The sequence below is a fragment of the Neobacillus sp. BP17 genome (assembly GCF_059579525.1).
In genome coordinates, this window is sequence record NZ_CM184198.1 from 1,622,803 (window position 1) to 1,640,970 (window position 18,168).

The 18,168-nt window shown below is 38.2% G+C and carries 16 protein-coding genes and 1 riboswitch; of the genes, 10 read left to right on the forward strand and 6 right to left on the reverse strand.

Annotated elements, in window-relative coordinates; translation table 11 throughout:
* Window positions 1–63: 63 nt before the first annotated feature.
* Window positions 64–1,191 (reverse strand): CdaR family transcriptional regulator, encoded by a 1,128-nt coding sequence (locus tag AC4QJR_RS07815; protein WP_496525835.1) that lies wholly within the window; start codon window positions 1,189–1,191, stop codon window positions 64–66.
* A gap of 110 nt (window positions 1,192–1,301) precedes the next feature.
* Window positions 1,302–1,655 carry a DUF3905 domain-containing protein gene (locus AC4QJR_RS07820; RefSeq protein ID WP_496525836.1) on the reverse strand — a complete coding sequence of 118 codons (354 nt, stop codon included), beginning with the start codon at window positions 1,653–1,655 and terminating at the stop codon, window positions 1,302–1,304.
* Window positions 1,656–1,795: 140 nt separating this feature from the next.
* Between AC4QJR_RS07820 and ykzP the strand changes: the two genes are divergently transcribed.
* Complete coding sequence (gene ykzP, locus AC4QJR_RS07825; protein WP_166257651.1) at window positions 1,796–1,957, forward strand: protein YkzP; 162 nt, start codon at window positions 1,796–1,798, stop codon at window positions 1,955–1,957.
* Entirely contained in the window at window positions 1,957–2,094 is a 138-nt protein-coding gene (gene ykzE, locus AC4QJR_RS07830; protein WP_180230027.1) for a protein YkzE, read from the forward strand. Before ykzP ends, ykzE begins: the two co-directional genes overlap by 1 nt.
* A gap of 18 nt (window positions 2,095–2,112) precedes the next feature.
* Here ykzE and AC4QJR_RS07835 read toward each other — a convergent pair whose 3' ends face one another.
* Window positions 2,113–3,858, reverse strand: a complete 1,746-nt coding sequence (locus AC4QJR_RS07835) for a B12-binding domain-containing radical SAM protein (protein WP_496525837.1) — start codon at window positions 3,856–3,858, stop codon at window positions 2,113–2,115.
* A 313-nt stretch (window positions 3,859–4,171) separates the two neighbouring features.
* On the reverse strand, window positions 4,172–5,863 hold the full coding sequence (locus AC4QJR_RS07840) for an L-lactate permease (protein ID WP_098572550.1): 1,692 nt from the start codon (window positions 5,861–5,863) through the stop codon (window positions 4,172–4,174).
* 321 nt (window positions 5,864–6,184) lie between these two features.
* Here AC4QJR_RS07840 and AC4QJR_RS07845 point away from each other — a divergent pair, with 321 nt between their 5' ends.
* The 7 genes from AC4QJR_RS07845 to AC4QJR_RS07875 all read left to right on the forward strand — a co-directional run bounded on the left by AC4QJR_RS07845 (window position 6,185) and on the right by AC4QJR_RS07875 (window position 14,380).
* Window positions 6,185–6,913 carry a FadR/GntR family transcriptional regulator gene (locus tag AC4QJR_RS07845; protein WP_311315792.1) on the forward strand — a complete coding sequence of 243 codons (729 nt, stop codon included), beginning with the start codon at window positions 6,185–6,187 and terminating at the stop codon, window positions 6,911–6,913.
* Window positions 6,914–7,134: 221 nt separating this feature from the next.
* Entirely contained in the window at window positions 7,135–7,851 is a 717-nt protein-coding gene (locus AC4QJR_RS07850) for a (Fe-S)-binding protein (RefSeq protein WP_098572552.1), read from the forward strand.
* Between the two features lie 84 nt (window positions 7,852–7,935).
* Entirely contained in the window at window positions 7,936–9,360 is a 1,425-nt protein-coding gene (locus tag AC4QJR_RS07855) for a LutB/LldF family L-lactate oxidation iron-sulfur protein (protein ID WP_496525838.1), read from the forward strand.
* A gap of 2 nt (window positions 9,361–9,362) precedes the next feature.
* Complete coding sequence (locus AC4QJR_RS07860) at window positions 9,363–10,082, forward strand: LutC/YkgG family protein (RefSeq protein WP_496525839.1); 720 nt, start codon at window positions 9,363–9,365, stop codon at window positions 10,080–10,082.
* A 276-nt stretch (window positions 10,083–10,358) separates the two neighbouring features.
* Window positions 10,359–11,372: a 2-oxoacid:acceptor oxidoreductase family protein gene (locus AC4QJR_RS07865; RefSeq protein WP_496525840.1), complete on the forward strand. Its 1,014-nt coding sequence runs from the start codon at window positions 10,359–10,361 to the stop codon at window positions 11,370–11,372.
* Window positions 11,372–13,666, forward strand: a complete 2,295-nt coding sequence (locus AC4QJR_RS07870; RefSeq protein ID WP_375376747.1) for a thiamine pyrophosphate-dependent enzyme — start codon at window positions 11,372–11,374, stop codon at window positions 13,664–13,666. The genes AC4QJR_RS07865 and AC4QJR_RS07870 overlap by 1 nt, the downstream gene beginning before the upstream one ends.
* A gap of 129 nt (window positions 13,667–13,795) precedes the next feature.
* Complete coding sequence (locus AC4QJR_RS07875; protein ID WP_496526639.1) at window positions 13,796–14,380, forward strand: DUF2087 domain-containing protein; 585 nt, start codon at window positions 13,796–13,798, stop codon at window positions 14,378–14,380.
* A 32-nt stretch (window positions 14,381–14,412) separates the two neighbouring features.
* Here AC4QJR_RS07875 and mtnK read toward each other — a convergent pair whose 3' ends face one another.
* Both mtnK and AC4QJR_RS07885 read right to left on the reverse strand, forming a co-directional pair.
* On the reverse strand, window positions 14,413–15,597 hold the full coding sequence (gene mtnK, locus AC4QJR_RS07880; protein WP_496525841.1) for an S-methyl-5-thioribose kinase: 1,185 nt from the start codon (window positions 15,595–15,597) through the stop codon (window positions 14,413–14,415).
* 102 nt (window positions 15,598–15,699) lie between these two features.
* Window positions 15,700–15,851: riboswitch (SAM riboswitch) on the reverse strand.
* 65 nt (window positions 15,852–15,916) lie between these two features.
* Entirely contained in the window at window positions 15,917–16,702 is a 786-nt protein-coding gene (locus tag AC4QJR_RS07885; protein WP_375374717.1) for a carbon-nitrogen family hydrolase, read from the reverse strand.
* Between the two features lie 124 nt (window positions 16,703–16,826).
* On the opposite strand from AC4QJR_RS07885, the gene AC4QJR_RS07890 reads away from it, so the two are divergent.
* Complete coding sequence (locus tag AC4QJR_RS07890) at window positions 16,827–18,047, forward strand: pyridoxal phosphate-dependent aminotransferase (RefSeq protein ID WP_496525842.1); 1,221 nt, start codon at window positions 16,827–16,829, stop codon at window positions 18,045–18,047.
* The last annotated feature ends 121 nt before the right edge of the window (window positions 18,048–18,168 follow it).

An 18,168-nucleotide genomic window follows, 5' to 3' on the forward strand; every position in this document is an offset into this window, starting at 1 on the left:
TGTTCTAAATTAAGTATAAAAAAAACAGGCATCTGCCTGCTATGGATAAACATCTAAAAAAACTCAATAATATTTTTTGATTTTTGTTTGTTCATCCAAAAAGAGAATACCAAGATACAATGTAACTAAATCATGGATATTATTAGGGGTTAATTGTGTTAATTCCTCAACTTTTTTTAAACGATAGTGGAGGGTATTGATATGTATATGTAAGGTATTCGATGTGTTCTTCAACGAATGATTTTGCTTAAATAATTCTTTAATGGTTTCTAATAGTTCTGTTTCCTTCAAAAGGGGTCCAATGGTTCTTGTAATAAAATCAGCTTTGGTTTTGGGATTTATTTCTTCAGAAATCATTTCAAGAGTCAAATCTTCATCGAAAATAATCGAGGTATTTAACTTTGCTATGTTCAAAGATCTTTCAGCTTGTCGATAGGAATCACTAATTTCCTGAGAATCCGTTGCCTGACCAACACCAGCAATCGCTTGAATCCCGAAATTGTTTGTCAAGAATTGAAAAAAATGCTGTAAACGTCTCTCAATACTCTCCCGTGTAGGTCGATTAGAGCAATTTATGAGTAATACCATTCTATCATTGCCAGACCTAGCGACAACTTCTTTTGAATTTTGCTGAAACCTATTAAAAATCATTGTCCAACTATCCCTCGAAAGTGGTGCGTTTAACCCGATAAATTCAATAATTACAACCAATCTTTTGACTGTTATGTCAATTGAAAGAAGCTTAGCTCGGTCTAAGAAAGAGTAATTCCACTCTTTGGCTTGGACCCAATCCATTATGAATGATTCTAATGCTCGCGTATGCCATTCAAACTGTTCGGTATAATAATTTTCACTAATAAGGAGTTCAGTCATTTTTCGGATTACTTCACCAAAAGGGGTAACTTTATTTGGTTCGCCAGTAATTCCAATTACTCCAATCACATCATGTTGAAAGAAAATCGGTAAATTAATCCCAGCTTTTACACCAGTTAACTTTAATTGGTCTTCATGTGTAATGATCATCTTTCTTTTTTGTTGTAATGCAATCAAAGCTCCTTCATGGAAAGACCCTACTCGATCGAAGTCAGTGCTTGCAATGATATAGCCTTCCGTGTTTACAACAATAATATCTTCACCAATTAACTTCTGGACTTCTTTGACAATTTTTTCAGCTAATTCAGGTAATATCAAGGGTGACACCTCCAAGAACAACTGCTTCTATTATAGCAGTGTTTGCCTGCAGGTTGTTTGGTAAAAAAAACTCTGGATGTGTCATCCAGAGTTTGGTAAAAATGATGAACTTAATCACTTCCTTGACTTACATCTTTTGAAGGATGCATAAAAGGATATGCTTGCGGTTTCTTTTTACTTTCCAATAACTCACGGTTTTCACTTGTGTTCCAGCCAATATCATTAGTTGGATGAACCCATTTATCTCCCGCCATAATGGAAGGGTCGGTATCTTTTGTCCAGTTCTCTAGAGGAGAATTAGGCGAGGCATAAATACTATCACCAATCGTAACACCATGTTCATTAACAAAGGGAGGCTCCATTTTTATTCCAGTACCCTCAAAGCTAGGGGCACTGATTTGATGAGGCATCGTTTCATTCAAGCTTACTGGCTCGGCGGACTGTGTATTTTTCGTTTTTTTCATTTTCAAATCACTCCTGTTTTTTCTTTATTTTCTTCGAGTAGAGCAAATTTATTTATGAAAAAAAAGGAAAGGAATGATTACCTTTAGTTTGTTCAAAACTAAGGTAGTAAGGTTAAACTATTTTCTGGGAGGATTATTTGATGGCAAAACGTAAAGCAGAATTTGATGCAGTGGAAAAATATACAAAAACACCTCATAAAAATGTTCAAGAAAGTGAATTTTCAGCGGAATTCACTGATAATAACAATGCGATAAGATTTCAAAATCGAAATTCAAAACTAGGGAAAAAGGGAAGAAGTTAATGAAAAGCCGCCGTAAAACCCCACCACGTATTCCTACTGAAGAATTCAGCATCGAATTTGGCGATGTTAACGGCACAAAATTATATGACATTATGCAGGTGACACAAAAAGAGAAGAAAAATAATAAAAAGAAATAAGCCGGCAACGCCGGCTTGTTATTTTTCTAAATATGAAAAAATCTGTGTACGACTGTTCATGGGGTCAAAATAAGCTAAAAGACATGAAGGATGTTTAAAAATCTTCCCGCTTGTTAGGAATTCTGATAAATCAAAGGTGAGTTCTTCAAGCATCGTATGTTTATACAATTCTTTTTCATCGAGGCCAAGTTCAACAAACGAATCCCCTAAAATAGACGGATGTTCGGAAATTTGTTTGTAAATTTGTGTTCTTTTTTCCTTATTAAAGCTTGCTTCCCACCAAGGTTTTCTTGGTTTGAATTTGTGCTTCAAAAAGTAATCATACTTCATTAGCCCAACAATAACATCAAGCTCAGCAACATCCTGGTGTTCTAAAAAAGTATACAGTCTACGGAATAAATCTTCAAGTTGATGACCAATTCTGGACCAGCCTTGGCTTTCCCAGAAAGAACCAAATTCTTGAAAGAAGTCAAACGGTGAAGGAAATACATTGGTTATTAAATATTCCACAGTAGCATCCATCCGATGGTCATTCCAGTATTTTTCCAACACATCCTCAACTTGCTTAATTCTAACAATATCGTCGAAAGAGAGGACATTGTTGCTTAAGATTTCATAGGGAGAATGATCCATATATATATATTTATGGTCATCTGCCCGAAGCCTTACTCCTGTGCCTCTGAGCATTTTTAGAAAACCTAATTGCAGCTCTTCCGGACGGAGCTCAAATACATCATTGAAAGTCTTTCGAAAAGAAGCGTAATCTTCTTCAGGTAAACCAGCTATTAAATCAAGATGCTGGTCTATTTTCCTACCTTCTTTTACCATTGAGACTGTCCTAGTCAGTTTCGAAAAATTTTGTTTTCGCATCACCAGTTCATTGGTAAAGTCATTGGTGGATTGAACACCGATTTCAAAGCGGAAAAGACCTTTAGGTGCTTCTTGATTAAGAAATTCAATTACTTCAGGACGCATGATATCTGCTGTAATTTCAAACTGAAAGACGGTTCCAGGAAGATGTTCATCAATTAAGAAACGAAACATTTCCATAGCATAACTCCTGCTAATATTAAAGGTACGATCGACAAACTTAATTGTTTTTGCCCCATTAGCCATTAAATAGCGTATATCTTCTTTAATTTTTTCACGGTCAAAGTATCGGACACCCACCTCAATCGATGACAAGCAAAATTGACAGCTGAATGGACAACCACGGCTAGTCTCAATATAGGTGACTCGTTTGCCTAAATTGGCGATATCTTCAGGGAAACGATAGGGTGAAGGTAATTCCTTTAAGTCCAACTTATTCATTTGGGGAGTAATGACTATTTGTTGATTCTCACGTAAGGCAATTCCAGGTACTTTTTTAAAGTTATGATTATTTTGGATTTCAGTTAGTAACTGTTTAAAGGTTTGTTCACCTTCACCCATAACAATAAAGTCCACCTCAGGTACTTTTTCCATCCATTCACGTGTGTCATAAGTAACCTCAGGTCCGCCTAGAACAATAACTAGCGATGGGTCCACTTTTTTTAACAGATTCACCACTTTAATGGTTTCTTCAATGTTCCAGATATAACAGCTAAATCCAATCACCTTCGGTTTCTGTTGATAGAGATCTGTCACAATATTTAAAATAGGGTCCTTTATGGTATATTCCTTGATTTGTATATTAAAATCTGGTGCTGCATAAGCCTTTAGGCAGCGAATCGCTAGGTTGGTATGAATAAACTTAGCATTCAGGGTTGAACAAATAACATTCATATAAAAACTCCTTTGCATAAATGAAAACAATATTTTATTATAGCCTAGTTTAGAGAAAAAAAGAAGCAAACGATACAAAAGACCCATGCCGGTTTGGCATGGGTCTTAATAAATGGCTGTGTTAAACTTGTCTGTTGATTTCCGTTCCAGGCACTTCGCTTTCCGCGGGCGTGCCGGGGAGCCTCCTCGGCGCTTTTAGCGCCTGCGGGGTCTCCCCTGCCCCGTACTCCCGCAGGAGTCTTCGTGCCTTCCACTCCAATCAACAGAGTGTCAAAATCAACATTAATCTTTAACACAGCCTAATAAATAATTATTAAGGAATCATAAAACTGAGGTAATGACTCTGAACAAAGGTCATAATTCCAATAATTATTACTAGGAAGAAGCTGTGTTTGATTGTGAAGCGGAACAGTTCGGATTCCTTACCTGCAAGTCCAACAGCGGCACAGGCAACAGCTATTGATTGTGGTGAAATCATTTTTCCGGTTACTCCGCCGGAAGAGTTAGCTGCCAGAGCTAACACCGGATCCATACCAATAGAAGTCGCAGTGATTTTTTGGAGGTTACCGAATAATAAGTTTGCAGAAGTATCAGACCCAGTAATGAACACACCAAGCCAGCCAAGGAAAGGTGAGAAAAACGGAAATAGTAATGAACCTGTTTTGGCAAGTGTCATTCCAAGAGTAGTACTCATTCCAGATGCATTCGTAACATAGGCAAAACCAACAACAGCAGCAATTGTAATGACTGGATATTTTAATTCATTGATGGTTTCGCCAAAAGTAATAGCCCAATTTTTCCAAGAGATGCCAACGATGAATTTTGTTAAAATTGCTGCGATTAAGATTGCTGTACCGGCTGCTCCAAGAAGTTCCAATTTATATATTGCTGGGATTGGAGCTCCTGCGGTGTTAATGATTTTATTATTTATTAATGGCACATTTGGAATATATGTAAGTGCATGCCCAATCGAATTAACTGCTTTTAAGATGGCGTTTGCTCCCTCGTAATGACCAGTTAATGCAAGCTTAACGGTAGGAATACCCCATAATGTAATAATTGCTGTTAACAATAGGAAAGGTGACCATGCCTTGAAAATTTGCCCTCCCGTATGTTTAACTTCTTGTGTTTTAAGTTTCCTTGCCGATGTAGCAGCAAGTTCTTGCTCAGAAGAAAATCGGAAGATTGTTTTTGGCTTCCAGAATTTTAAGAAGACAGCTAGTGCAAATAAGGAAACTAAAGCTGATAAGATATCGGGAAGTTCTGGTCCCATAAAGTTAGAGGTAAAAAATTGAGTACCAGCAAATGCTACTCCTGATACGAGAATAGCTGGCATGACTTCTTTCGTTTTTTTCCAGCCGGCCATGATAAATACTAGATAGAATGGGATAAAGGCCGATAAAAATGGCAACTGGCGGCCTACCATTTTTGAGATCTCTGTTGCTGCAATACCAGTTGGCCCTTCCATGGCAATAATCGGTGCACCAATCGCTCCGAATGCAACAGGTGCAGTATTAGCAATTAGACAAAGCCCTGCAGCATATAAAGGATTAAATCCTAATCCTACCAAAAGAGCAGCGGAAATGGCAACAGGTGCACCAAAACCAGCGGCACCTTCAAGAAAAGCTCCAAAGGAAAACGCTACCAATAATGCTTGTAAACGGCGGTCCTCCGTAATAGAAACAACAGAGGTTCGAATAATATCAAATTGTCCAGTCTTTACAGTAAGTTTATAGAGGAATACTGATGTAATGATAATCCAGCCAATCGGCAGTATTCCATATACAGCACCTTGTGAGGCCGACATAAATGCCATACCTGCAGGCATTTTATAGGCAAAAATAGCAATCACCAAGGCTATAGCAAGTGTAGATACTCCTGCAAGATAGCCTTTCATCCGTTTAATGGCTAAAGCCCAGAAAAAGTAAAGAATCGGAATTAGTGCAACAACAGCAGATAATGCGAGATTATCTCCCACTGCTGTAAAGTTTTGAGTAAATGTCATAATAGCTTAATCCCCCCGAATTAGCTTTTTTTGATTTTTTCTCCAAATAATAAATTCTACCCTCCCTTAAATAAGCAATCGCTTACAAATGGTGACAAGGTCATCAGATGACTAGATGTTTCTTGCTTCTAAAATGAATTATAGGGACGAAACCGAAGAAATTCAATCTTTTTTTTAAAAATTTCCATTATTAAATATTATTACGTAACGAATAGTGGAATCTTGTTTATAGTGATAAAGTTGATTATATAGGCAGATTTTTGAAAAAACTGTATAATGAAGATGGATCTAAGAAACAAATGCTTGTTAGGGGCTGGACCGGTGAATTATAAAAAAATAAAACCAAAAAAGATCTATGAAGAAGTAGCAGAGGCCATATATGAAATGATTCGAACGGGTCAGGTTAAACCTGGGGAAAAACTTGATTCGGTACAACAACTTGCAGAAAATTTCCAAGTAGGCCGCTCCGCCATCCGTGAAGCGTTAACCTCTTTAAGAGCGATGGGGCTCGTTGAAATGAAGCAAGGGGAAGGTACTTTCATAAAGGAATTTGAATCAGATCAAATTACTTTCCCACTATCAACAGCTATTTTAATGAATCAAGAAGACATTGCTCAATTATTAGAGGTTCGTAAGATTATTGAAATTGGAACGGCTGCTGCAGCTGCGAAAAAAAGAACAAGTCACCATTTAGCAATGATGGAGGAAGCACTTGAAGAAATGAGAAATGCTCAAGGGAATGAAACACTGGGCGAAAAAGCTGATCTCCAATTTCATTTTGCTCTTGCCGATGCCGCGCAAAACCCTTTGCTGCTTAGCTTGATGAATCATGTTTCTGGATTAATGGGAGAAACCATGAAAGAAACACGTCGTGTTTGGCTCTTTTCTAAACAAACCACGATGGAACGACTTTATGATGAACATAAGGATATTTTTGAGGCGGTTAAAGAACAGGATGAAGAAAAAGCAAGAAAGTTTATGCTTTTACATCTTGAGAACGTTGAAGCCGTATTACAAAAATATTTTCAATCTGCGAATTTTACAAGCTAACTTTTTGTATAATTAATCCAAAAAACATGCAACCTCCAAACTAATTTGGAACGCATGTTTTTTAAAATTTTCTTTTTTTTTGCTGGAAGCACTTTCAATAGGGTCTACTTTTATTGTAGTATGAATGATATAAAAATCTTAATTTTTTTCAATTAGTCATCAGATGACCAGTTCATCAGCGGAACTCGTGTAAATTTGAAAAATAGGAGAGGAAGACAATCATGAAGGTTACACTTTTTGCAACTTGTATTGTAGATATGTTCAAAAGTAATGTAGGAAAGGCCACTGTCGAATTACTTGAGAGGCTCGGGTGTGAAATTGATTTTCCTGAATCGCAAGTTTGTTGCGGGCAACCATCATATAATAGTGGTTATGTTAAAGAAACAAAAGAAGCTATGAAACGAATGATCGACACGTTTAGCGATGCTGAATACATAGTCTCTCCATCAGGGTCCTGCATAACTATGTTCCATGAATATCAGCATATCTTTAAGGGAGACCCGGTTTGGGAACCAAAAGCAAAAAGACTTGCTGAAAAATCATTTGAACTTACGCAATTCATTGTTGATGTTTTGAAAATTGAAGATGTCGGTGCCCGTTTTGAAGGAAGTGTAACCTATCATACCTCCTGTCACATGACAAGATTGTTGGGTGTAAAGAAAGCTCCTATGATTCTATTAAGTAATGTAAAAGGTCTAAGGTTTACTGAATTGCCTGGGAAGGAACAATGCTGTGGTTTTGGGGGGACTTTTGCGGTAAAAATGGCTCAAATTTCAGAGCAAATGGTGGATGAAAAAGTCCGACACGTTGAAGAAACTGGGGCTGAGTATCTAATCGGTGCGGATGCAGCCTGTTTGATGAATATCGGCGGAAGAATTGATAGAGTTGGTAAGCCAATCAAGGTAATGCATATTGCCGAGGTATTAAATAGCCGTTGATTTTGGAACTCTGTTGATTGAAGTGCCTGGAGCGGAAATCAACAGACAAGTTTTATTAACGTAGAAGAATGGAGGAATGACTGTATGGCAATGAAGATTAGCACAGAACATTTTAAAGAACGTGTTGATAAAGGAATTCATGATGACTTCATGCGCGGGGCTGTTGCTGGAGCACAGGACGGTATGGGTGTAAAAAGAAGAGTCGCCGCTGAGGAACTAGGAAACTGGGAAGAATGGCGCTCGCATGGAGAAGAAATCCGCCAACATGTACTGGAAAACTTAGATTATTATTTAGAACAACTAAGTGAGAATGTTGCCAAGCGTGGCGGACATGTATTTTTTGCACAAACTAAGGAAGAAGCAAATGAGTACATCCAAGGGATTGTAAAAAAGAAGGAAGCCAAGAAAATTGTTAAATCGAAATCGATGGTAACTGAAGAAATCAGTTTAAATGCAATGTTGGAAAAAGAGGGATGTGAGGTTATAGAAACAGACCTTGGTGAATACATTCTTCAAATTGATGATCATGATCCCCCATCACATATTGTTGTACCAGCGCTTCATAAAAATAAGGAACAAATTCGTGATGTGTTTACGGATAGGTTAGGTTACACAAAAACATCAAAACCAGAAGAATTAGCATGGCATGCCCGTGAGATGCTTCGAAAGGAATACCTATCAGCAGATATCGGGATTACTGGCTGTAATTTTGCTGTGGCCGAAACTGGTTCTTTTAGTCTAGTAACTAACGAAGGAAATGCTGATTTAGTAACAGCATTACCTAAAACACAAATTACAGTTATGGGAATGGAAAGACTGGTTCCAACCTTTGAAGAGATGGAAGTTTTAGTTAGTTTACTAACGAGAAGTGCGGTAGGTCAGAAATTAACTAGCTATATTACTGTGTTAACAGGACCGAAAGAAGCATTAGATGTCGATGGCCCTGAGGAATTTCACCTTGTCATTGTTGATAACGGAAGATCCAAAATACTTGGCGGAGAGTTCCAATCTGTTTTACAGTGTATCCGCTGTGCGGCATGTATTAACGTATGTCCGGTTTATCGGCATGTGGGCGGACATTCATATGGCTCTATTTATTCGGGGCCTATCGGTGCAGTCCTATCTCCATTATTAGGCGGATACGATGAATTTAAAGAGCTCCCTTACGCTTCAACCCTATGTGGAGCTTGCACAGAGGTATGTCCAGTAAAAATCCCGTTACATAACCTTCTTCATAAACACCGAGAAGTCATTGTTGAAAAAGAGGGAAAAGCACCAATATCCGAAAAACTATTAATGAAGGCTTTTGGTTTAGGGGCAGCCTCTCCAATCATGTATAACATAGGATCTAAGATGGCACCTGCTGCAATGAACCCTTTTACAGTGGGTGAGAAGATTTCTAAGGGACCAGGTCCATTAAAGGCTTGGACAGATATTCGTGATTTTCCAGCACCAAATAAAGAGCGATTCAGAGATTGGTTTAAAAACCGTGAAAAAGGAGGCAAATAATCATGGTTGGAGCGATTCACAATCGAGATAAATTTCTAAACCAAATTGCGGGCAGTCTTGGGCGGCCGCGCATTTCCTCCCCCGTTGAAAGGCCGGCCTGGAAATTCCAGCCCCAATATGAGGTATTAAAGGATGCTACACAAGATGAATTGTTAGAGGTTCTTAAAGAGCAATGTAAAAAAATTCATACAAACCTTTATGTAACTGATAGCAATGATTTACCTTCAGTCCTAAATGAAGTAGTTTCTGGCTTTGGCGGTGGTCCGATTGTCACATGGAAAGATGAACGCTTTTCCAAGTGGGGACTCGATCCACTTATAAAAAAGGAATGGCCAGCACAGAATATAGAAGTTTACGAATGGAATCATAGCAAGGGGCACCAAAACATTGCAAAAGCAGAGAAGGCCAATGTGGGGATTACAATTAGTGAAATAACACTGGCTGAATCCGGAACGGTCGTATTGTTTAGCGATGAGAATAAGGGGAGAACTGTCAGTTTTCTCCCTGCCACCTATATCGCACTTATACCGAAAAGTACACTAGTACCGCGGATTACGCAAGCATCTCAAAAGATGCGGGAGATTCATAAGAAAACTGGTCACGTAGCTTCATGCATCAATTTTATTACTGGACCGAGTAACTCTGCTGATATTGAATTGAATCTTGTCGTTGGAGTTCATGGACCTGTAAAGGCATCATATATTGTCATTAATGATTTATAAAAATTTTTAGAGGTCTGTACCATAATCGGTGCAGGCCTTTTTTGTTTTATTCTGTTATACAACAATTTATAATCTGTTATATAATGAAATGTCGTCTTGAAGATCATATATACTTGCGTTTATTCAATAATTAATTTTTGTGTTACAAAATTTTTTTCTTTGTGTTTGACTTTTATCACAGATTAATAAAAATATTCGTTTTACAATAGTTGTGGGATAGTAAAATTTTATGTCTATTTCGTGGAGTTTTATTGAACGAAGTCAGGGAGGGACATTATGTCTATTTTACCGAAAAAAAATGAACTAGGATTTTTTGAAATCCGTCTTGAATCAATTGGGGGGTTAGGTGCTAACCTTGCTGGAAAAATGTTGGCGGAGGCAGGCGTTTTGAGTCTTGGCTTGAAAGGATCCAATTTTTCATCCTACGGATCCGAAAAAAAGGGCTCTCCAGTAAAGAGTTTCATCCGCTTCTGTGAACCAGATGTGGAAATTAGAGACCATAGTCCAATTGAACAACCACATATTGTTGGGGTTTTCCATGAAGCTTTATATAGAACTGTTAATGTTGTCAGCGGATTAAATGCTGATGGTATCGTACTCGTTAATACCTCGAGAGATTTTGATGAAGTAAAAAAGGATTTACAATTGCAATACGGTACACTTGCTATAATAGATGCCCTTTCGATTGCCGTTGAGGAAAAAACGAAAGTAAATACAGCCATGCTAGGTGCACTCTATCGCATTTGTGACTTTTTAGATCCAGAATCAATGAGAGATGTAATAAGGAAAACGTTCACAAAAAAATACCCACATCTAGTTGAACCAAATATCCGTACTTTTGATCGCGGTTATAATGAGGTTCAATTTAAAACATACGAAGTACCAGCCGGTGCGGAAGGAAAATCCTTCACCCGTTCATTGCCAATGCTTGGATACATGACCCAGGAAATCGGTGGAGTCATGGTTTCACAAGCTAATAGTATATATAAAGATTTAAGCGGTTCACGGCAAGGATTCCTTCCAGAATTCCAGCAAGAGAAATGTATTAACTGTGCAGCTTGTGACAATGTTTGTCCGGACTTTTGTTTCGTTTGGGAAGAAGGGGAGGATAAGCGCGGCAGAAAACAAATGTTCCTTAAAGGTATTGATTATCAATACTGTAAGGGCTGCCTGAAATGCGTGGAGGCCTGTCCAACAGATGCCCTTGGTGATCTTCGTGAGTTACTTGGGTATGCAGATGAACACCGCGTAAAGCAAAACTTTCCGTATATTGCAGGAGGGGTCCAATAATGTCTATTTTAGAAGATAAATTAACAGCAAAAAGGATTGCAGAACAAATTTCTACTTTTGAATCTGGGAATGAAATGGCTGCAATGGCCGCAGCACAAATCAATTATCATATTATGGGATACTTCCCAATTACGCCTTCCACAGAGGTTGCTCAATTTCTAGATCAAATGAAAACACGTGGAGAACATGATATTAAACTGATTCCTGCAGATGGTGAGCATGGTTCGGCCGGGATTTGCTATGGTGCAGCAGCAACAGGTGCAAGGGTAATCAATGCAACAAGTGCAAATGGATTCTTGTATATGCTTGAGCAGATGCCAGTCCAATCAGGTACTCGTTTTCCTATGGTAATGAATCTTGTTACACGTGCTGTCAGTGGTCCATTAGATATTCGCGGAGATCATTCTGACTTATATTATGCTTTAAATACAGGCTGGGTCATATTAACAGCAAAAACCCCGCAAGCTGTATATGATATGAATATTATGGCATTAAAAATTGCGGAACATTCTAAAGTCCGTTTACCAGTTATTGTTGCTTATGATGGATTCTTTACTTCCCATCAAAAGCGCCGGGTTGAATTCTTTAAGGATCGCAGTGTTGTACAGCAATTTGTGGGAGAATGCCCAACAGATTACAACTTTATCAGGGATTTAAGTAAACCAGTAACAATTGGTGCGCATATGAGCGGAGATGATTTCCTTAATAATCACTTCCAGCAGTCAGAAGCAATGTATAATGCTGGTGAGGTATTTAAAGAAGTAGCTGAAGAATACGCGAAGCTTTCTGGAAGAGAATATCCTATACTAGATTTATATAAAATGGAAGATGCAGAGGTAGCTTTATTTCTATTAAACTCTGCAGCAGAATCTGCTAAAGATGTTGTGGATCAACTTCGTGAAAAAGGAATAAAGGCTGGTGTGATCAGCCCGAATATTATTCGTCCATTCCCAGCAAAAGAAATTCGCGAAGCTCTTAAGAATGTAAAATCATTATTAATTGGGGAACGCGCGGATTCTTATGGAGCAAATGGGCCTAATCTTACACATGAAGTGAAATCTGCCCTTCAAGATGACAAAGACAACAAGACGATTGTGTTAAGTCGTGTATTTGGACTTGGAGGTAAGGATTTCTATGCAAGTGATGCAGAGGCTTTCTTTGATATGGCATTGGATACATTGGAAAAAGGCTTTGCCGAAAAGCCTTTTGATTACTATGGACATATCCCTGGCAATCCTGAGAAAATTCTCAAACCAGTTATTTTACCACAACATGGGGATGTCTTTAAAACCGGATTAATTGATGTAAAGATGGATGAAGAAACCAATAAATTAAAAGTGAAAATTCCACCACTTAGGGCCTTAACTGGTAAACCGAAACGAATTGCATCAGGTCACGGTGCATGTCCGGGCTGTGGTATTTTTGCTGGTCTTGAGTTGTTCTTTAAAGGAATTGAAGGAGACATCGTTACACTATTCCAAACTGGATGTGCCTATGTAACAACAACATCGTATCCAAGCACATCCCATAAGCAAACAATGATGCATAATTTATTCCAAAACGGTGCTGCAACATTATCAGGTACAGTTGAAGCATTCATGGAATTAAAACGCCGCGGTGAAATTCAAGTATCTGATGATGCTACATTTGTAATGATTACTGGCGATGGCGGAATGGATATCGGAATGGGATCAGCTATTGGTACAGCTCTTCGTGGTCATAAGCTAATTATGCTTGAATATGATAATGAGGGCTACATGAATACCGGCTCACAAATGTCATATTCCACGCCAATCGGTCATATGACAAGTACTTCTGGTGTAGGAAAAACACAGCGTGGTAAAGCTTTCCATCATAAAGATACCGCACAAATAATGGCAGCAACGAATATTCCATATGTATTTACTGGTTCCGAGGCATTCCCTCAGGACCTAGTGAAAAAGGGTGCAAAAGCACAATGGTATGCTCAAAATGTTGGAACCGTTTATGGTAAAATTCTCATCACATGCCCACTTAACTGGAAATCCGATGACCGTTTTGGCACAACCATTGTGGAGGCTGCGGTAAACTCTTGTTTCTTCCCGCTTTATGAAGTCGAACAGGGTGTTACAACAATCACTTACAATCCAGAAGAAAAGAATAAACGAATTCCACTTTCGGATTGGTTAAAGTATATGGGAAAAACAAAACATCTACTAAAAGAAGAGAACAAGCCAATGTTAGAAGAGTTTGAAGCTGAAGTTGAGAAAAGATGGCAGCGTCTAAAAGCAAAAGATGAAAATCCAATGTTGTAAATAGTAGAATAGATCAAAGACACTTCCTTTTGGGAGTGTTTTTTTTTAATTATTGACATGGTAAAGTTAATTTGATATATATCTAATTAGATAGTTATCGAAATTATAAAAAAGTGAGGTAGGAAATTGATCCAATTAGATAAAATCGTATCTTTTTATAAAACAATGGGAGATCCAACAAGAATTCGAATAGTAGCCATATTGGCGAAAGGCCCACTCCACGGTCAGGCGATTGCTGGAAAGCTTGGCCTGTCTGCTCCAACGATTACACATCATTTAAAGAAATTACGGGAAGTTCATGTGGTTTATGACAGAAGAGTCAAGAATACTATCTACTTTTACCTAAACGAATCACTGATAAATCAGCAGGCAAAGGTGTTTACAGAACTGTTAGAAAAAAAGGGAGAGGAGTTGGATGAAATGGTCGAGTCTAGTCTCGAGAGACAAAAAATCATCGAAAATTTCTTTACGAAAACTGGGAAACTAAAAAATATTCCAGCACAACGAAAAAAGAAATTAATCGTATTTGAACACATGATACAGGGGTTAAAAATGGGTGAAAAATACGAAGAAAAACAATTAAATGAGTTTATAAAACAATTCCATGATGACTATGCAACCATTCGCCGGGAATTTATCATTAATCACTATATGTTTCGAGAGAATGGTATTTATGAACTAAACCCAGAAGAGATGTGGGCAAAAATCGACTAGAAAAGCAATCCAAAATGGATTGCTTTTCTTACCTATATACGTTCTTTTATAGTTGCGATAAATGATGTTAGATCCTTAATTTCATTTCGTTGTTTTATTAGGATTCTTCCGAGTTCAATCGTTTTTTGTTTAGTAGTGATTCTGGTTTGCTCGTCCTCAATCCCATCTAAATCTGCAACATGTGCAAGGCCAATGGTTCTTCTGATTAATTCACAGCCTGCAAACCCGAGGGTATCCCCAAAAAACTTGGATATCTGATAGTTTAAGAATGTAGAAGTTTTTACAGCAATCTCTTTATTTTCTGTATTCCATAGGAATGTATATTGTTCCTCAAACACATTCCATACGGTTTCAATGTGGTTGATGAAAAGATCACGTTTTTCTTCATTCACAATAACCTGGAAAAGGAGGTTCGCAAATACTTGACCTATATCAAAGCCTGCAGGTCCGTAGAAAGCAAATTCAGGGTCAATTACTTTGGTTTCAGAATTACTAGCAAACACACTTCCAGTATGTAAATCTCCATGCAGGAGGGCCTCAGCCTCCGTTAAAAAGCTTTTCTTCAAGACATTTACATGAAATTTTAGTTCTTCATCATGCCAAAGAGCTTCGACTGCTGGACGAAGGCTATCCTCAAATTCGTTTGTATCTGCATCCATAAATGGGTCGGTAAAGATCAAGTCCTCAGTGATTTTGCATAATTCGGGATTAATAAATTGTTGGACACGTTCTTTTTTTACTCCAGGGCCTAATCCGTAATCAGAAGTGTAAAATAATGTCTTAGCAAGATATTCACCCAGATGTTTACCAATTAATGGATAGCTTTCACCTTTAATAAAGCCAGTTCTTGCGATCAAAAGATGGGAAAGATCCTCCATAATAGTTACAGCAAGGACATCATCTGTGAATAATACTTCTGGAACATATTCAGGAGCAATTTGCCCGAAAATTTTTAAGGCATCTGCTTCAATCTTTGCTCTTTTCAGTGTTAATGGCCAGCTTTCACCAACTACTTTTGCATATGGGAGAGCTTGTTTAATAATAATACTTTTTCCTTTTAATTCTTCGACAATATGAAAAACAAGATTGAGATTTCCGTCGCCAATCTCTTTGCAGGAGAGTTTAGCAGTGCCTGGAAAAATATTTAATTCCAGTGCAAGTTCTACAGCACTCTCGTTAGTTAATGGTTGGTATGTTTTCTGTTTTAGTAGACTCATAATGGCTCCTCCTTGTTTTTGGGAGGCTTCATTGTGCATTAGGCACAAAAAAGCCTCTTTCTCATTTGAAAGAGGCTCGGGAAGACAAATTGTCTATCGCACCTCTCATCTCTCAGAAAGATAATCCTTCTGTTGGAATTAGCACCGTGCCTTATTGGAATCGTTAAGCGCAGGAAGCACTCTATTATCCAATTTGTTTAAGGTCGGTTGCTGGGCTTCAAAGGGCCAATCCCTCAGCCAGCTCGTGATAAGAGAATATTTATTTTACTGGTGAAAATCATATCAGCAATAAAATAATATTGTCAATATTTTTTGAAAATTAATTATAGTATTCGGGTTTTCTATCAATGAAAATAGGGATCTGTTTACGAATCTCTTTGACTAAATCCGTCTCAATTTCTGCAGATAAAATTTCTTCGCTTTCTTCAGCTTCCACTATTACCTCTCCCCACGGATCGATAATTAAGGAATGCCCAGCGAACTGGTTATTAGGATCTTGACCGGCACGGTTACAAGCAATGACATAACATTGATTTTCAATGGCTCTGGCAATTAAAAGGGCTCTCCAATGAGACAATCGCTGCGCTGGCCATTCGGCAACCACAAACAGTGCCTCAGCCCCTTCAGATGTATGTGCTCGAATCCACTCCGGAAAGCGAATGTCATAACAAATAGTCCCGGCAAATTTATTATTTTCAATTTCAAATAGTCCTTTTTGAGAGCCTGCTTCTAAATAAACATGTTCATCCATTAGCTTAAACAGGTGAAGTTTACTATACTGGTGTACGAGTTTACCCTCCTTATTGACAATGAGCAAGGTATTTTTTATACCGTTTTCTTCTCGGTTGGCTACAGATCCGCCAACAAAATTTACTTGGTACCTTTTTGCTGCCTTTTGAAGGAAATCAATGGTCTTACCAGCATGATTATCAGAAATTTCATTTAGACGAGTTAAGTCATACCCTGTTGTCCACAGCTCTGGTAGTACAATGATATCTGGCTGGCCGGCTACAGCCTTTTCAATGAGTCTTTCAGCAGATTGATAGTTTTTATTTGGATCCCCAAAGGCGATATCCATTTGTATACATGAAATTTTTAATTTCACGAATCTTCACCTCGTTTGAACTTTCGGAATTTTTTCTTTACAAGCTGTTATAAAAGTTATATCATTTGTGACTAGAATTTAACAATAGAATTACTTTTATAAATCATTAAAGCAGGTGAGAACCATGAAGCAATTTTCAACATCAGAGATTTTAAATAGTCTTCCTAAGCAGTTTTTTGCTTCACTCGTTAAAAAAGTCGGGGAATATATTTCACAGGGGTATGATGTGATTAATTTGGGGCAAGGGAACCCCGATCAGCCAACACCGGCACATATCGTAGCAAAACTTCAGGAAGCCGCGGTGAATCCATTAAATCACAAATATTCTCCCTTTCAAGGGCACCAGTATTTAAAACAAGCTGCTGCTGATTTTTATTTTAGAGAATATGGAATTCCCATTGATCCAGATAAAGAAGTGGCTATACTGTTTGGCGGTAAGGCGGGTCTTGTCGAAATTCCGCAGTGTTTATTAAATCCCGGCGACACCATCCTCGTGCCTGATCCAGGCTACCCGGATTATTTGTCAGGGGTTGCACTTGCAAAAGCCGAAATGGTAAGGATGCCGCTAAGGGAGGAAAATAATTTTCTACCGGATTATGGTGAGTTGAATGGGGATGTTTTAGATAGAGCAAAACTAATGTTCCTCAATTATCCTAATAATCCAACTGGTGCGGTAGCGACTCATGAATTTTTTGAGGAGACAATCAAACTAGCGAATGAACATGATATCTGTATAGTTCATGATTTTGCCTATGGTGCCATCGGGTTTGATGGTAAGAAACCAGTAAGTTTTTTACAGGTTCAAGGGGCAAAGGAAGTTGGAATTGAAATTTATACCTTATCTAAAAGCTATAATATGGCAGGCTGGCGTGTTGGTTTTGCAATTGGGAATGAGAGCGTCATTTCCGCTATTGAACTTTTACAAGACCATTTGTATGTCAGTTTATTTGGAGCCGTACAGGAGGCTGCTGCGGAGGCCTTAATTGGCCCTCAAGACTGTGTAAAGGAATTAAACGAGTTGTATGAGCGAAGAAGGAATGTATTGATAAGTGGGCTTCATTCCTTGGGTTGGAATGTCAGCGCACCAAGGGGATCCTTTTTTGCCTGGCTTAAGGTTCCTGAAGGCTTTTCCTCTACGGAATTTGCTAATATTCTCCTTGAACAGGCACATATTATGGTTGCACCTGGAATTGGATTTGGTGAATTTGGAGAAGGGTATGTTCGGGTGGGACTACTTTCAACAGAAGAACGATTAGCTGAAGCCGTCGAAAGAATTAGTCGTTTAGAAATATTTAAAGAAAACTCCCCGAATGGCGAGCCCCTTAAGGCGAAGACAGAAGAGTAGTTGCACTTATGCGTTCAGAATTTTGTTTAAAATTCTGATTAGCCAGTTAAATCGATTGACATTTTATTTTTTTCTTGCGATAATGCAAATTAAAGTTAAACACACATTAATAACTGAATAA

What these genes read in the sequence shown, in the direction of transcription:
- AC4QJR_RS07820 (WP_496525836.1), bottom strand. Translation starts at nt 1,655, where the DNA reads ATGAAAAAAACGAAAAATACACAGTCCGCCGAGCCAGTAAGCTTGAAT.
- ykzE (WP_180230027.1), top strand. Translation starts at nt 1,957, where the DNA reads ATGAAAAGCCGCCGTAAAACCCCACCACGTATTCCTACTGAAGAATTC.
- AC4QJR_RS07840 (WP_098572550.1), bottom strand. Translation starts at nt 5,863, where the DNA reads ATGACATTTACTCAAAACTTTACAGCAGTGGGAGATAATCTCGCATTA.
- ykzP (WP_166257651.1), top strand. Translation starts at nt 1,796, where the DNA reads ATGGCAAAACGTAAAGCAGAATTTGATGCAGTGGAAAAATATACAAAA.
- AC4QJR_RS07890 (WP_496525842.1), top strand. Translation starts at nt 16,827, where the DNA reads ATGAAGCAATTTTCAACATCAGAGATTTTAAATAGTCTTCCTAAGCAG.
- mtnK (WP_496525841.1), bottom strand. Translation starts at nt 15,597, where the DNA reads ATGAGTCTACTAAAACAGAAAACATACCAACCATTAACTAACGAGAGT.
- AC4QJR_RS07865 (WP_496525840.1), top strand. Translation starts at nt 10,359, where the DNA reads ATGTCTATTTTACCGAAAAAAAATGAACTAGGATTTTTTGAAATCCGT.
- AC4QJR_RS07835 (WP_496525837.1), bottom strand. Translation starts at nt 3,858, where the DNA reads ATGAATGTTATTTGTTCAACCCTGAATGCTAAGTTTATTCATACCAAC.
- AC4QJR_RS07850 (WP_098572552.1), top strand. Translation starts at nt 7,135, where the DNA reads ATGAAGGTTACACTTTTTGCAACTTGTATTGTAGATATGTTCAAAAGT.
- AC4QJR_RS07855 (WP_496525838.1), top strand. Translation starts at nt 7,936, where the DNA reads ATGGCAATGAAGATTAGCACAGAACATTTTAAAGAACGTGTTGATAAA.
- AC4QJR_RS07860 (WP_496525839.1), top strand. Translation starts at nt 9,363, where the DNA reads ATGGTTGGAGCGATTCACAATCGAGATAAATTTCTAAACCAAATTGCG.
- AC4QJR_RS07870 (WP_375376747.1), top strand. Translation starts at nt 11,372, where the DNA reads ATGTCTATTTTAGAAGATAAATTAACAGCAAAAAGGATTGCAGAACAA.